The sequence below is a fragment of the Janibacter cremeus genome, from assembly GCF_029395675.1.
Classification (GTDB): Bacteria; Actinomycetota; Actinomycetes; order Actinomycetales; family Dermatophilaceae; genus Janibacter; species Janibacter cremeus_A.
The window spans coordinates 3,375,990-3,389,274 of the sequence record NZ_CP115184.1; the positions used below are offsets into that span (position 1 = coordinate 3,375,990).

Here is a 13,285-nt window from a genome sequence, read left to right on the forward strand (position 1 = left end):
CGAAGGGGGACGAGCAGGGGGCGTCCCCCTTCGCCCCTGTCCGACGTGGCCGAGGACACCCGCGGACGCCGTGGCGGAGGGGGCACCCGGCTGGGATACTGGCCCGGATCCCTTGCCCACGACCGCAATGAGGTTTGAACGCGCATGTCCCGACTGCAGACGACCGACGGACTCACCGAGGAGCAGCAGGACCTGCTCGGGCTCGTGAAGGAGTTCGTCGACGAGCAGATCATCCCCGTGGCCCAGGAGCTGGAGCACGCGGATGAGTACCCGCAGAAGATCGTCGACCAGATGAAGGAGATGGGGATCTTCGGTCTGATGATCCCCGAGGAGTTCGGTGGTCTCGGCGAGTCCCTGCTCACCTACGCCCTGTGCGTCGAGGAGATCGCGCGCGGCTGGATGCCGGTCTCGGGCATCATCAACACCCACTTCATCGTGGCGTGGATGATCCTCAAGCACGGTACCGAGGAGCAGAAGCAGCGCTACCTGCCGAAGATGGCCACCGGTGAGATCCGCGGCGCCTTCTCGATGTCGGAGCCGGCGCTCGGCTCGGACGTCGCCGGCATCAAGACCAAGGCGGTCAAGGGTGAGGGCGATGAGTGGACCATCAACGGCCAGAAGATGTGGCTGACCAACGGTGGCTCCGCCAACCTCGTCGCGGTGCTGTGCCGGACCGACCTCGGTGCCGACACCGCGCACAAGAACATGTCGACCTTCCTCATCGACAAGACCGAGGGCTTCGGCGAGACCGCGCAGGGCGTCACCGTCCCCGGCAAGATCGAGAAGATGGGCTACAAGGGCGTCGACACGACCGAGCTGATCTTCGACAACCACCGCACCAGCACCGCCCAGCTGCTCGGTGGCGAGCCCGGCAAGGGCTTCTACCAGATGATGGACGGCGTCGAGGTCGGCCGGGTCAACGTCGCCTCGCGCGCGTGCGGCCTGATGATGCGCGCCTTCGAGCTCGGCATCGACTACGCCCAGCAGCGCGAGACCTTCGGCAAGAAGATCGTCGACCACCAGGGCATCCTCTTCCGCATCGCGGACATGGCCGCCAAGGTCGAGGCCGGCCACCAGCTGATGGTCAAGGCCGCCCGGCTGAAGGACAAGGGCGAGCGCAACGACCTCGAGGCCGGTATCGCGAAGTACATGGCAGCCGAGTACTGCGCCGACGTCGTCGAGCAGTCCTTCCGCATCCACGGTGGCTTCGGCTACACCAAGGAGTACGAGATCGAGCGCCTCTACCGCGAGGCCCCGATGCTGCTCATCGGTGAGGGCACCGCCGAGATCCAGAAGATGATCATCGGCAAGAGCATCCTGAAGGACTACCCGGCCAAGCGCTGACCGGACCCCAGGACCGTCGGATACGAACTACTGCAGGCAGCCTTTCGTATCGTCGGCCGTAGCTCGAGCTACTGCAGGCGATACGAGGTACTGCCTGCAGTAGTTCGTTGGCGCGTGTGCACCGGATCACCGCGGGGTTGGGGGTCAGGAGTTTGGTGGGACAATGGGGCCATGAGTACGCAGCCGCACATGACCGCCCGGATGGAAGATCACCTCGGGCTGCGCTTCCCGATGTCCCTGGTCACCTATGACACCTATGCCGAGGCGCAGCGTGCCGTCGACTTCCTCGCCGACAAGGAGTTCCCCGTCGAGGACGTCATGATCGTCGGCACCGACCTCAAGCAGGTCGAGCGGGTGCGCGGACGCCTCACCACGAGCAAGGTGCTCCTCGGCGGCCTGCTGTCCGGTCTGTGGATCGGTGTCTTCGTCGGGCTCGTCTTCGCGATGTTCGAGGGCGGGGACAACCTCGTCCAGCGTCTGGTGTCCACGGTCCTCATCGGTGCCGTCTTCGGCCTCGTGTGGGCGTGGCTGGGCTACCGCTCCACCGGTGGGCAGCGCGACTTCACCTCGATCAGCCAGGTCGTCGCCTCCCGCTACGAGGTGCTCACCGAGCACAAGCACATGCAGACCGCCCGCGAGCTGCTCGCCGAGCTCGACCCGATGCGCGCCGCCCAGGAGCAGGTGCGCCAGCGGCAGGAGCAGGCCCGCGCCGAGCAGGAGCGCATGGACCGTGACCGGGGCGGGCAGACCACCTGACCCGTGACGAAGGGGGGAGGGCCCCCCTTCGCCATCAGCCGGCTCGGGGGGTGGCCGGAACGCGCTCGGCTGGATAGCGTCGCGGTGTGACCATCCTGTCCGACCTGGCCGCCCTCGACGAGTCCTCCTTCGACTCCGTGCTCTGCGTCGTCGCCCATCCCGACGACATCGAGTACGGCATGGCCGCAGCCGTCGCCGCGTGGACCGGCGCGGGCAAGACCGTGCGCTACTTCCTGCTCACCCGGGGTGAGGCCGGGATCGACACGATGGACCCCATCGACGCCGCCCCTGCCCGGGCCGACGAGGAGCGCGCCAGCGCAGCGGTCGTCGGGGTCGAGTCCGTGGAGTTCGGTGACCACCCCGACGGGACGATCGAGTACGGGCTGCGGTTGCGCCGCGACATCGCCGCGGCCATCCGCCGGGCGAAACCCGACCTCGTGCTGACCCTGACCCACGCCGAGACCTTCGCCGGGGGCCACCTCAACCAGGCCGACCACCGCGCCGTCGGTCTGGCCACGCTCGACGCGAGCGCCGACGCGGGCAACCGGTGGATCTTCCCCGAGCTCATCGACGAGGGCCTCGAGCCGTGGAAGGTCACCGCCGTCGGCGTGGTCGCCGGGCCGACACCGACCCACTACGTCGACGTCACCGGACACCTGGACGACGCGATCGAGTCCCTCGAGGAGCACCGGCTCTACAACGCCGCGCTCCCGGAGGACTTCCCGTCGCCGGCGGAGCTGCTGGGAAACATCCTCGGGATGGGTGCCGAGCGGGTGCGCGACCCCATGGTCACGCACGCGTTGCTCGTCGAGCACTTCCCGCGCTGATCCCCCCTTCGGCGCGCTCGCTGGGCACAGAAATCGAGTCGGGACGTGGTAATTCCTGCGTCCTGACTCGATTTCTGCGTCCGGGACGAAGGGGGAGGCCTGTGGATATCGTGAGCGGCCGTTTCCGCGGGTCCGTCACGATCGGACGGTGGATGATCGACTGCGACGACGGGCCGAGCAGAACGGCGACGTCTTCACCTGGGAGGACGTGCGCTCCTGCCTCCTGGGCGAGCATGACGTGCGGGAGGTCGTGCGGGCAGGGGAGGCGGTTCGGGTGCGGCGCAACGCCTACGTGCTCGAGGACCGGTGGCGATCGGCGCGTCCGGAGGAGCAGCTCGCCCTGCGCGTCCGCGCGGTCCTGCTGGGCCGACCGGGCCACACGGCGAGCCACCAGAGCGCGCTCGCGCTCCACGGCATCGCGCTGTGGGGCGTCCCGAGCCGCGTGGTCGACCTGATGGCCCCGGTGCCGCGGACCCGGACGGTCAGCGGTGTGCGGACCCATCCCGTCGATGCCGCGATCGAGCCGGTCCACGTCGGCGGTTACGCGACAGTGGACATCGCGACCGCGGTCGTCCAGGTCACGCTCCGGTGCGGTGTCGAGGCAGGCGTGGTGGCACTGGATGATGCCCTGCACCAGCGCAGGTGCCGGCTGCCCCAGGTGCAGGCGGCCGGTGAGCGGCTTGCACGCGGTCCACTGGACAGGGCGCGGGTGGCCGCGCTGGTGGAGCGGGCGGATCCCTCGTGCGAGTCGGTCGGCGAGAGCCGGACGCGGCTGCTCCTGCACGGGCTCGGCTACGACGTGCGCAGCCAGGTGAGCGTGAGCGACGACCACGGGAGCTTCGTTGGCCGGGTCGACTTCATGGTGGGTGGAGCCGTCGTCGTTGAGTTCGACGGCATGGTCAAGTACGAGGGCGCCGACGGGCGCGGTGCCCTGGCGCGGGAGAAGGCCCGGGAGGAGCGCCTCACCGCCCTCGGGTGTGTCGTCATCCGGCTCGTCTGGGCCGATCTGGACCACCCGGAGCGCGTGCGGGCGAGGATCGACGGCGCTCAGCGGCGGGGCATCAGCACCGTGTAGTCGAGGTCGAGCACGACCTCGGGGAGGTACTTGCCGTCCTCGCCCCTGTACGGGAAGTCCGCGCACGGGGTGTCCTTGGTCGCGACCGTGCGCAGGCGAAGCGCGCCGACGTCGGTGCGGCCCGGCAGCTCGATCCTCTCGAGGACCTCGGACCACGCGTAGACCGTGTCTCCGGCGAAGGTGGGGTTGGCGTGCGCGCCGGCGTTGATCGCGGCGATCGTCTGGCCGTTCGCCAAGCCGTTGAAGGACAGGGCCCGGGCGAGGCTGATGACGTGCCCGCCGTAGATGAGCCGGCGGCCGATCGTCGACTGCGACTGGGCGTGCTGGTTGAAGTGGACCTTCGCGGTGTTCTGGTACAGCCGCGTGGCGAGCATGTGGTCCGACTCCTCGATGGTCATGCCGTCGAGGTGGTCGATGCGCTCGCCGGCCTCGTAGTCCTCCCAGAGGAATGGGCTGCCGGCCAGGTCCACGTCGTACTCGCGACCGGCGAGGTGGAAGGGCACGTGCAGGTCCTCGGCGGCGACCGCCCCGGGCAGATCGGGGACGACCGTCTCGGGGGCGGGGGAGGCCGGGTCCTTCTTGTGGACCATCACCCAGCGGACGTAGTCGACGACCATCTCGCCGCGCTGGTTGACGCCGACGGAGTTGACGTAGACGACGCCGGTCCTGCCGTTGGAGTTCTCCTTCAGGCCGATGACCGTCGAGGTCGTGGTCACGGTGTCACCGACGTGAAGCGGGGCGCCGAAGCGACCGCCCGCGTACCCGAGGTTGGCGACGGCGTTGAGCGAGATGTCCGGGACGGACTTGCCGAAGACGAGGTGGAAGGCCAGCAGGCTGTCGACCGGCATCCGCGCGAAGCCCATCGCCTCCGCGAAGGTCGAGGCGCTCGTCGCGGCGAAGCGCGAGCCGTACAGCCCGGTGTAGAGAGCGATGTCGCCGTCGGTCACCGTGCGCGGCGTCGCGTGCCGGATCTCCTGACCGATCGAGAAGTCCTCGAAGTAGTTGCCGGGGACCGTCTTGGTGGACATGCGGGGGCCTTTCGTCGGGCGAAGGGGGATCACCGCCATCTTCGCGCACGGCCGGCGAAGGGGGTGTGGCCGAGTCGTGTTGACCCGGCCACACCCGCGCACTTCCCTGGTGTCGCATTTCCCTGTGGTCGTGCGCATGGTTGCCGCATTTCCCCGGGGAGATGCGGCGGTCCGGCTCAGCGGGCCTGCACCTGAGCGATCCACGCCTCGATCTCGTCGGCGGAGTGCGGCCACTCGCCGGAGAGGTTGCGGCAGCCGTCCTCGGTGACGACGACGTCGTCCTCGAGGCGCACGCCGATGCCACGGAAGCGCTCGGGGACCTTGAGGTCGTCGGCCTTGAAGTACAGGCCCGGCTCGACGGTGAGGACCATGCCCGGTGCGAGCTCGGCGTCCATGTACTCCTCGCGCGTGGCCAGGGCGCAGTCGTGGACGTCGAGGCCGAGGTGGTGGCTCGTGCCGTGCACCATCCAGCGGCGGTGGTACTGGCCGTGCTCCTTGTCGAGGGTGTCCTCGACGGAGACCCCCTCGGGCAGCAGCCCCCAGGCGTGCAGGTGCTCGGCGATGACGCGGATGGCGGCGGCGTGGACGTCGGAGAACTTCGCACCCGGCCGGACTGCGGCGATCCCGGCGGCCTGCGCGGCGACGACGGCCTCGTGGATCTCGCGCTGGGTCTCGCTGAAGGTCCCGCTCACCGGCAGCGTGCGCGTGATGTCGGCGGTGAAGAGCGAGTCGAGCTCGACGCCGGCGTCGAGCAGGATGAGGTCGCCCTCGGAGATGTCGCCGGTGTTCTTGATCCAGTGCAGCGTGTTGGCGTGGTCACCGGAGGCACAGATCGAGTCGTAGCCGACGCCGTTGCCCTGGTGGCGGGCGTGCAGGCCGAAGGTCCCCTCGACCCAGCGCTCGCCCCGACCGCGCTCGGGCAGGCTCGGCAGCTCACGGATGACCGCCTCGAAGCCGACGCGGGTGGCGTCGACGGCCTCCTGCATCTGCTCGACCTCCCAGTCGTCCTTGATCATCCGCAGATGGGACAGGTCGTGGGCGAGGGCCTCGTCCGCCTCCACCAGGCTCTCCTCGCTCGCGCCGCCCTGCACCCGCACGGTGTCCAGGCGGGCGGTCAGGGCGAGGTCGGCGTCGCGGACCATCCGCACGACGACCTGCCCGGCATCCTTGCCGATGGCGTCCTCGAGCTGGTCGACGTGGCGGCCGGTGAGGCCCAGCTCGGACTCGACGTCCTCGATCGACGGGCGGGCGCCGACCCAGAACTCCCCGTAGCGGGCGTCCCCGAAGAACTCCTCGGAGTCGCGCGGCGCCAGGGGACGGAAGTACAGCGAGGCCTCGTGGCCGGCTCGCTCGTCGGGGCCGCCCAGCGGCTCCATGACCAGGACGGCGTCCGGCTCCCGGTCGGCGCCCAGACCGGTGAGGTGGGCGAAGGCGGTGTGCGGCCGGAAGACGTAGTCGGTGTCGTTGGCGCGCACCTTCAAGCCACCCGCCGGGACGACCAGGCGCTCGCCCTCGTGGGCGGCGGAGACGGTGGCGCGGCGCTCGGCGGCGCGCCTCGCGGCCTCGGTCAGCGGGGGGCGGTCGCTCGACCGCGGCGCCCAGTCCTGGGCCACGAAGGCTCGGAACTCGTCCGTCGTCGGTCGCTTGCGGTTGTCTGCTTGCTGCTGCTCCTCGCTCATGGCGCCATCGTCTCACCATGTGGCTCGGGGCTACGGCGGCGGAGGGGGTGACCCCCTTCGGCAGCCGGGAAGGAAGGTCGACAGAACAACTAGCGTGACGACATGAAAGTGTGGCATGTTGGTCGGGACGAAGGGAGTCGACGATGACTACTGCCCTGGTACTGGGCGGAGCCGGAGGGATCGGCGCGGCAGTGACCCGTCGCCTCGCGGCGGACCACGACGTGACCATCACCCACCACAGCCACCCGGAGCGCGCAGCGCAGCTGGCCGAGGAGCTGACGACCAACGAGCGCACGGTGCGCACCCTCGAGGCCGACGCCACCACGGAGCAGGGCGTCGTGGCCGCCTTCGACGCGGCAGAGGAGGCCGGCGAGCTCGCCGTCGTCGTCAGCTGCGTCGGCGGCTGGGACTACCCCCGCATCACCGACCTGACGCGCGAGCAGATCGACGACTCGCTCTCCCTCAACCTCGTCTCGGCCCTGCTGGTGCTGCGCGAGGCGGCGCGCCGCGTCGCCGACGGCGGACGGATCGTCATGGTCTCCAGCGCCGCCGCGCGGGTCGCCCCGGCCCGGCAGAGCACCTACGCCGCAGCCAAGGCCGGACTCGAGGCCGCGACGAGGGTCGCCGCCAAGGAGGTCGCCAAGCGCGGCGTCACGGCCAACGTCGTGCGTCCCGGGGCCACCGACACCGAGTACATGCGCTCGATCACCTCCGAGAAGGCGGTCGAAGCGATGGCCTCGAGCAACGCGTTGCGTCGCCTCGGCACTCCGGAGGACATCGCCGGCGTCGTCGCCTTCCTCGTCTCGGAGGACGCCCGCTGGGTCACCGGCGACGTCATCGACGCGAGCGGAGGTCTCGCATGACCGCCGGAGGGCTCCCCGCCCGCACCGGGGTCATCGGCGGCGGTCTCATGGGCGCCGGCATCGTGCACGGGATGCTCATGGCCGGCTGCGAGGTCGTCCTCCTCGAGCGGGACGTGGAAAGCGTGTCAGCGGCAACATCTCGAGTGCAGCGCTCGTGCGACAAGAGCGTCGAGCGCGGCAAGATCACCGACGCCGCCGAGCCCATGGCTCGCCTGACCACGACCACCGACGCGGCCGACCTCGCCGGGTGCGGCCTCGTCGTCGAGGCCGTCCCCGAGGACGAGGCGCTCAAGCGGGAGACGCTGCAGCGCGCGGAGGCCGTCATCGCCGCCGATGCGGCCCTGGCCACCAACACCTCGAGCATCTCGCTCGACGCCCTGGCCACCTCCCTTCGCCACCCGGAGCGGCTGCTCGGCCTGCACTTCTTCAACCCGGTGCCCGCGAGCAAGCTCGTCGAGATCGTCATCGCGACCGCGACCGACGAGGCCTGGCGCGAGCGTGCCGTGGGATGGGTGCGCGACGGGCTCGGCAAGACGCCGGTCGTCGTCGCGGACTCGCCGGGCTTCGCCAGCAGCCGCCTCGGGGTCGCGATCGGCCTCGAGGCGATCCGCATGCTCGAGTCCGGCGTCGCCTCCGCGGAGGACATCGACGCGGCCATGTCCCTGGGCTACGGCCACCCGATGGGCCCGCTGAAGCTCACCGACCTCGTCGGCCTCGACACCCGCCTGGGCATCGCCCGCTACCTCGAGCGCGAGCTCGGGCCCCGCTTCGCCCCGCCGCAGCTGCTCGTCGACCTGGTCGAGCAGGGCCACCACGGCCGCAAGACCGGGCGCGGCTTCTACGACTGGAACGACGACACGCAGGAGAAGACAGCATGAGTGAGATCCTCGAGAGCTACGTCGCCGGCCGATGGGCCGCCGGCACCGGAGAGGGCCGCGAGGTCCACGACGCCGTGACCGGCGAGGTCGTGACCCGGGTGTCCAGCGAGGGCATCGACCTGGGGGAGGCCGTCGCCCACGCCAGGACGAAGGGGGGACCCGCCCTCCGCGCGATGACCTTCCCCGAGCGCGCGGCCGCGCTCAAGGCCGCGGCCGGTGCCGTCCAGGAGGGCAAGGACGAGCTCTACGCCCTGTCCGCCCGGGCCGGCTGCACCGCGCGCGACTCCGCCGTCGACGTCGACGGCGGCATCGGCACGGCCATGGTCTACGCCTCGCTCGGCCGCAAGGGCCTGCCCGAGGGCACCGTGGTCGTCGAGGACGACTTCATCCAGCTGGGCAAGGAGGGCGTCTTCGGCGGACGGCACGTGCTGAGCAGCCCCCACGGCATCTCCCTGCAGATCAACGCCTTCAACTTCCCCGTCTGGGGGATGCTCGAGAAGCTGGCACCCGCCCTCCTCGCCGGCGTCCCGACGATCGTCAAGCCGGCCACGCCGACGGCCTACGTCGCCGTCGCAGCGGTGCGGATGATGATCGACTCCGGCGCCCTTCCCGAGGGTGCGCTGCAGGTCGTCGCGGGCTCGATCCCGGGCCTCCTCGACGAGCTCGGCGGCCAGGACCACATCGGCTTCACCGGCTCGGCGGACACCGCGGCGATGCTGCGGCGCGACCCGGCCGTCACCGAGCGCTCGGCGCACTTCAACGCCGAGGCGGACAGCCTCAACGCCTCCGTCCTCGGGCCCGACGCGGTCCCCGGCGAGCCGGAGTTCGACCTCTTCGTCAAGGCCCTCGTCACCGAGATGACGGTCAAGGCGGGGCAGAAGTGCACCGCGATCCGCCGCGCGATCGTCCCCGAGTCCCAGCTGGACGCGGTCGCCGACGCGGTCTCCGAGCGCCTCTCGGGCGTCGTCGTCGGGGCGCCGGGTGCGGAGGGCGTGCGCATGGGCGCCCTCGTCGGCACCGACCAGCGCGCCGACGTGCAGAAGGCCGCCCGGCAGATCGCCGACGCCGGCACCGTCGTCTTCGGCGACCTCGACTCCGTCGACGTCGTCGGTGCCGACGCGGACAAGGGTGCCTTCATGTCACCGGTGCTCGTGCGCATCGACGACGCGGACCGTCGCGAGCCGCACGAGGTCGAGGCCTTCGGCCCGGTGAGCGCCCTGATGGGCTACCGCGACGCCGACCACGCGGTCGAGCTGATGGCCCGGGGCGAAGGGAGCCTGGCCGGCTCCGTCGTGTCCGCGGACCCGGACTTCGTCTCGGCGATCGTCGCCGGGGCGGCACCGTGGCACGGGCGCATCCTCGTCCTCGACCGCGACAGCGCGCCCGAGTCGACCGGGCACGGCACGCCGATGCCGCAGCTCGTCCACGGTGGCCCCGGCCGCGCCGGCGGGGGAGAGGAGGAGGGCGGCCTGCGGGCCGTGTACGCCCACCTCCAGCGCACGGCGGTCCAGGGCAGCCCGGCGGTCCTCGACCGGCTCGGCTGACCCCCTTCGCAAACCGATAGTCCACAAAGTCTTGTCGTCGCGACAGGGCATCTGTAGAGTAAACCGAAGCCTCCGCAACGACGCGCCAAGGAGAGAGCATGACGACGACCAATGACCGCATCGGCTCCGCACCGGAGCCGACCGGCCCCACGAGCCCGATCGACTACAGCCAGCGCATCCCCAACAACGTCAACCTCAACGACAACCGCCGCCTGCAGCGTGCGCTCGAGGGTTGGCAGCCGAAGTTCATCGACTGGTGGAAGAACCTCGGCCCGCAGCTGCCGACGCACGACGTCTACCTGCGCACCGCCGTGGCCGTGGGTCGCGACGGCTGGGCGCACTTCGAGCACGTGCCGATGGAGGAGTACCGCTGGGGCATCTTCCTCGCCGAGGGCAACCCCGACCGCGAGGTGAACTTCGGCAAGCACAAGGGGGAGAAGGCCTGGCAGGAGGTCCCGGGCGAGTACCGCGCGGACCTCATGCGCCTCATCGTCATCCAGGGCGACACCGAGCCGGCCTCGGTCGAGCAGCAGCGCATCCTGGCCAACACCGCGCCCTCGATCTACGACATGCGCAACCTCTTCCAGGTCAACGTCGAGGAGGGCCGTCACCTCTGGGCGATGGTCTACCTGCTGCACGCCTACTTCGGCCGGGAGGGCCGCGAGGAGGCCGAGCAGCTGCTCAAGCGCAACTCGGGTGACTACGACAACCCGCGCATCCTCGGTGCCTTCAACGAGGAGACCACCGACTGGCTGCAGTTCTTCATGTTCACCTACTTCACCGACCGGGACGGCAAGTACCAGCTCGGGACCCTGAAGGAGAGCGGCTTCGACCCGCTGGCCCGCACCTGCGAGTTCATGCTCAAGGAGGAGGCCCACCACATGTTCGTCGGCACCACCGGCGTGCAGCGCACGGTGGAGCGCACCGCCGAGGTGATGAAGGCGAACGGCGGAAAGGCCGGCTTCGAGGACGGGGTCATCCCGCTCGACGTGATCCAGAAGTACCTGAACTTCCAGTTCTCGGTCTCGATGGACCTCTTCGGCTCCGAGCAGTCGACCAACGCCGGCAACTACTACAGCTCTGGCCTGAAGGGCCGCTGGCAGGAGACCCGTCGCAAGGACGACCACACGCTGCTCGACGACGAGCGCGAGATGAACTACGTCGAGGACGGCCAGATCAAGACCAAGACGGTCCCGATGATCTCCGCCCTCAACCTCGACCTGCGGGACGAGTACGTGGCCGACTGCGAGAACGGTGTCCGTCGCTGGAACCAGGCCCTCGAGGACGCCGGGCTCGACGAGCGCCTCTACATCCCGCACGAGGGATTCCACCGCCAGGTCGGCGTCTACGCCGGTCACCACGTCAGCCCCGACGGCGAGGTCCTGGACGACGCGGCGTGGGAGGCCAAGGTCGACGAGTGGATCCCGAGCAAGGAGGACCGAGCCAAGGTCGCCGAGCTCATGGTCCCGGAGTACGAGTACGGCAAGTTCGCCGGCTGGATCGCCGAGCCGCCGACGGGCATCAACGGCCAGCCGGTCGAGTACGACTACGTCCACCTCGACGAGGAGGGCCTGAAGGAAGCGGGTCTGGCGTGACCTCCCTGACGTGGGAGCACGAGGCTCGGCCGATCTGGGACGCGGAGAAGGCGAGGATCGCCGCCTCCGCCCCGGAAGGGGCCCTGGCCTTCGACTTCGCGGACGGCGCCGAGCTCCCCGGTGACTGGTTCGTGGCTCGGGACGGTGACTCCGTGGTCGGCTTCGGCTCCCTCGACACGACCTGGGGCGGCGACGCCGAGATCACCCTCGTCGTCGACGCGCAGCGTCAGGGCCAGGGCGTCGGGACCTTCGTCATGGACCACCTCGAGCAGGAGGCCGGCGACCGGGGCATCAACTACGTCTACAACACCGTGCGGGACACCCACCCGCAGCGTGACGACGTCCACGACTGGCTCCTCGTGCGCGGCTACCGGGGCAACGAGTCCGACGCCTCGCTGCGCAAGCACGTCGGCGAGAAGCCGCACGCGCAGTTCGGTCCCGTCCAGACCTCCCCGCCGGAGCGGGTGCCCTCGGGCTCGCGCTCCGAGGGTCAGGAGGAGAGCGGCGACTACGTCGGTGTGGAGTCACACCGCTACTGACCGACAGTGAGACGAAGGGAGGTGCGCACCGGCGGGTGCGCACCTCCCTTCGTCGTGCCGGGGGTCAGGTGCGCTCGCCGGCGGCGGTCTCCATGCGCTCCCACTCGCGCTGGGCGAGGCGGTGCCAGCGGTCGCGGCGGGTGTGGAAGAGGGTCGCGGCCTGGGGGCCGGGCCAGTCCCGGGGGAGCAGCTCGGCCGGCAGGTCCGGGTCGGCGAAGGGGAAGGAGCGCCAGGCCTGGATGAGCTCCACCTGGGCGACGAAGGCCTCCGCATCGTCGGCGACGGTCCGCTCGGCGAACTCCTCGACGAACTCGACGTAGCGGTCGCGCACCTCGTCCAGGTCCCACGCGGCGTCGATGAGCGAGGCGGGGTCCGTGCCGGCCGCACGTCGACCGACCCACGCGAAGGCGCGGTCGCTCAGGTCGAGGTCGGCGAGGACCGTCTGCACCTCCTCCTCCTTGTCGGCGTCCGGGATGATCCACATGCCGGGGGTGGGGCAGCCCAGGCCGAGCCAGGTCAGGCGGGTGCGCAGCTTGTGCCGGGTGCTGCGCTGCGACTCGGGGACCGCGGCCGCCACGACGAGCCACCGCCCGTCCCAGGTGCGCTGGTTGCGCAGGAAGCCGTAGATGCGCTCGGTGCCCTCCGCGAGTAGCACGCGGCCCTTCTCGGTGATCCGCCACCGGACGCGTCGACCGTGGCGCTCGGAGACGATGATCCCTTGGCTCGCGGTGCGGGCGATCGTCTGGCGGGCCGACTTCTCCTCCACCCCGAGGCCGGCGAGCGCGGCGACGAGGCTGCCCGTCCAGGCCGATCCGTCCCGGGGGTGGACGAACTCGCCGAGGATCGTCAGGAGCAGCGATCGGGCACTGGCCGTCGTCGTCCGGTCGCCGGCCGACGGCGCGGCCTTGCTGTCCACCTTCGTCGTCACGCTCATCTCCTCGGATCACGAGTAGGGGTGGGTCCCACGCCCCTCGCGACCGTACAACGTCACCCGGTTGGTGCCATCGGCTCCGACGGTCCCCGCTCGGGGCCGGCCACGCCCGCGTTCTCTGCAACCTACTACGAAAAGTTACCGACGCGCCTATTGACTGTAGAACGAATGCGCGACATTCTCGGTGGAGCCGACGACGGGGTCGGCGCGCAGCGCCCATCCCGTC

At 70.4% G+C, this 13,285-nt stretch carries 12 protein-coding genes; 9 read left to right on the plus strand and 3 right to left on the minus strand.

Going from position 1 to position 13,285, the window contains the following annotated elements:
* Nucleotides 1–144 precede the first annotated feature (144 nt).
* From O9K63_RS16205 to O9K63_RS16220, 4 genes are all read left to right on the plus strand, one after another.
* Nucleotides 145–1,344, plus strand: coding sequence for an acyl-CoA dehydrogenase family protein (locus tag O9K63_RS16205; RefSeq protein WP_277239550.1), 1,200 nt, complete (start codon nucleotides 145–147; stop codon nucleotides 1,342–1,344).
* A 171-nt stretch (nucleotides 1,345–1,515) separates the two neighbouring features.
* Nucleotides 1,516–2,100, plus strand: a complete 585-nt coding sequence (locus tag O9K63_RS16210) for a general stress protein (RefSeq protein WP_277239561.1) — start codon at nucleotides 1,516–1,518, stop codon at nucleotides 2,098–2,100.
* 86 nt (nucleotides 2,101–2,186) lie between these two features.
* Nucleotides 2,187–2,927 (plus strand): PIG-L deacetylase family protein, encoded by a 741-nt coding sequence (locus O9K63_RS16215; RefSeq protein ID WP_277239562.1) that lies wholly within the window; start codon nucleotides 2,187–2,189, stop codon nucleotides 2,925–2,927.
* Nucleotides 2,928–3,075: 148 nt separating this feature from the next.
* Nucleotides 3,076–4,002, plus strand: coding sequence for a type IV toxin-antitoxin system AbiEi family antitoxin domain-containing protein (locus O9K63_RS16220; RefSeq protein WP_277239563.1), 927 nt, complete (start codon nucleotides 3,076–3,078; stop codon nucleotides 4,000–4,002).
* Here O9K63_RS16220 and O9K63_RS16225 read toward each other — a convergent pair.
* Nucleotides 3,975–5,030 (minus strand): MaoC family dehydratase, encoded by a 1,056-nt coding sequence (locus O9K63_RS16225; RefSeq protein ID WP_277239565.1) that lies wholly within the window; start codon nucleotides 5,028–5,030, stop codon nucleotides 3,975–3,977. The genes O9K63_RS16220 and O9K63_RS16225 overlap by 28 nt on opposite strands.
* A gap of 176 nt (nucleotides 5,031–5,206) precedes the next feature.
* Entirely contained in the window at nucleotides 5,207–6,709 is a 1,503-nt protein-coding gene (locus tag O9K63_RS16230; protein WP_277239567.1) for an aminopeptidase P family protein, read from the minus strand.
* 143 nt (nucleotides 6,710–6,852) lie between these two features.
* On the opposite strand from O9K63_RS16230, the gene O9K63_RS16235 reads away from it, so the two are divergent.
* The 5 genes from O9K63_RS16235 to O9K63_RS16255 all read left to right on the plus strand — a co-directional run bounded on the left by O9K63_RS16235 (nucleotide 6,853) and on the right by O9K63_RS16255 (nucleotide 12,128).
* A complete protein-coding gene (locus O9K63_RS16235; RefSeq protein WP_277239570.1) occupies nucleotides 6,853–7,572 on the plus strand; it encodes an SDR family oxidoreductase in 720 nt (239 codons plus the stop codon).
* On the plus strand, nucleotides 7,569–8,450 hold the full coding sequence (locus O9K63_RS16240) for a 3-hydroxyacyl-CoA dehydrogenase family protein (RefSeq protein WP_277239572.1): 882 nt from the start codon (nucleotides 7,569–7,571) through the stop codon (nucleotides 8,448–8,450). The genes O9K63_RS16235 and O9K63_RS16240 overlap by 4 nt, the downstream gene beginning before the upstream one ends.
* Nucleotides 8,447–9,994, plus strand: a complete 1,548-nt coding sequence (paaZ, locus tag O9K63_RS16245; protein WP_277239574.1) for a phenylacetic acid degradation bifunctional protein PaaZ — start codon at nucleotides 8,447–8,449, stop codon at nucleotides 9,992–9,994. The genes O9K63_RS16240 and paaZ overlap by 4 nt, the downstream gene beginning before the upstream one ends.
* 98 nt (nucleotides 9,995–10,092) lie before the next feature.
* Complete coding sequence (gene boxB / locus O9K63_RS16250) at nucleotides 10,093–11,589, plus strand: benzoyl-CoA 2,3-epoxidase subunit BoxB (protein WP_277239576.1); 1,497 nt, start codon at nucleotides 10,093–10,095, stop codon at nucleotides 11,587–11,589.
* Nucleotides 11,586–12,128: a GNAT family N-acetyltransferase gene (locus O9K63_RS16255; RefSeq protein WP_277239578.1), complete on the plus strand. Its 543-nt coding sequence runs from the start codon at nucleotides 11,586–11,588 to the stop codon at nucleotides 12,126–12,128. The genes boxB and O9K63_RS16255 overlap by 4 nt, the downstream gene beginning before the upstream one ends.
* A gap of 64 nt (nucleotides 12,129–12,192) precedes the next feature.
* On the opposite strand, the gene O9K63_RS16260 is transcribed toward O9K63_RS16255, so the two are convergent.
* Nucleotides 12,193–13,056 carry a PaaX family transcriptional regulator gene (locus O9K63_RS16260; protein WP_277239580.1) on the minus strand — a complete coding sequence of 288 codons (864 nt, stop codon included), beginning with the start codon at nucleotides 13,054–13,056 and terminating at the stop codon, nucleotides 12,193–12,195.
* Nucleotides 13,057–13,285: the final 229 nt, after the last annotated feature.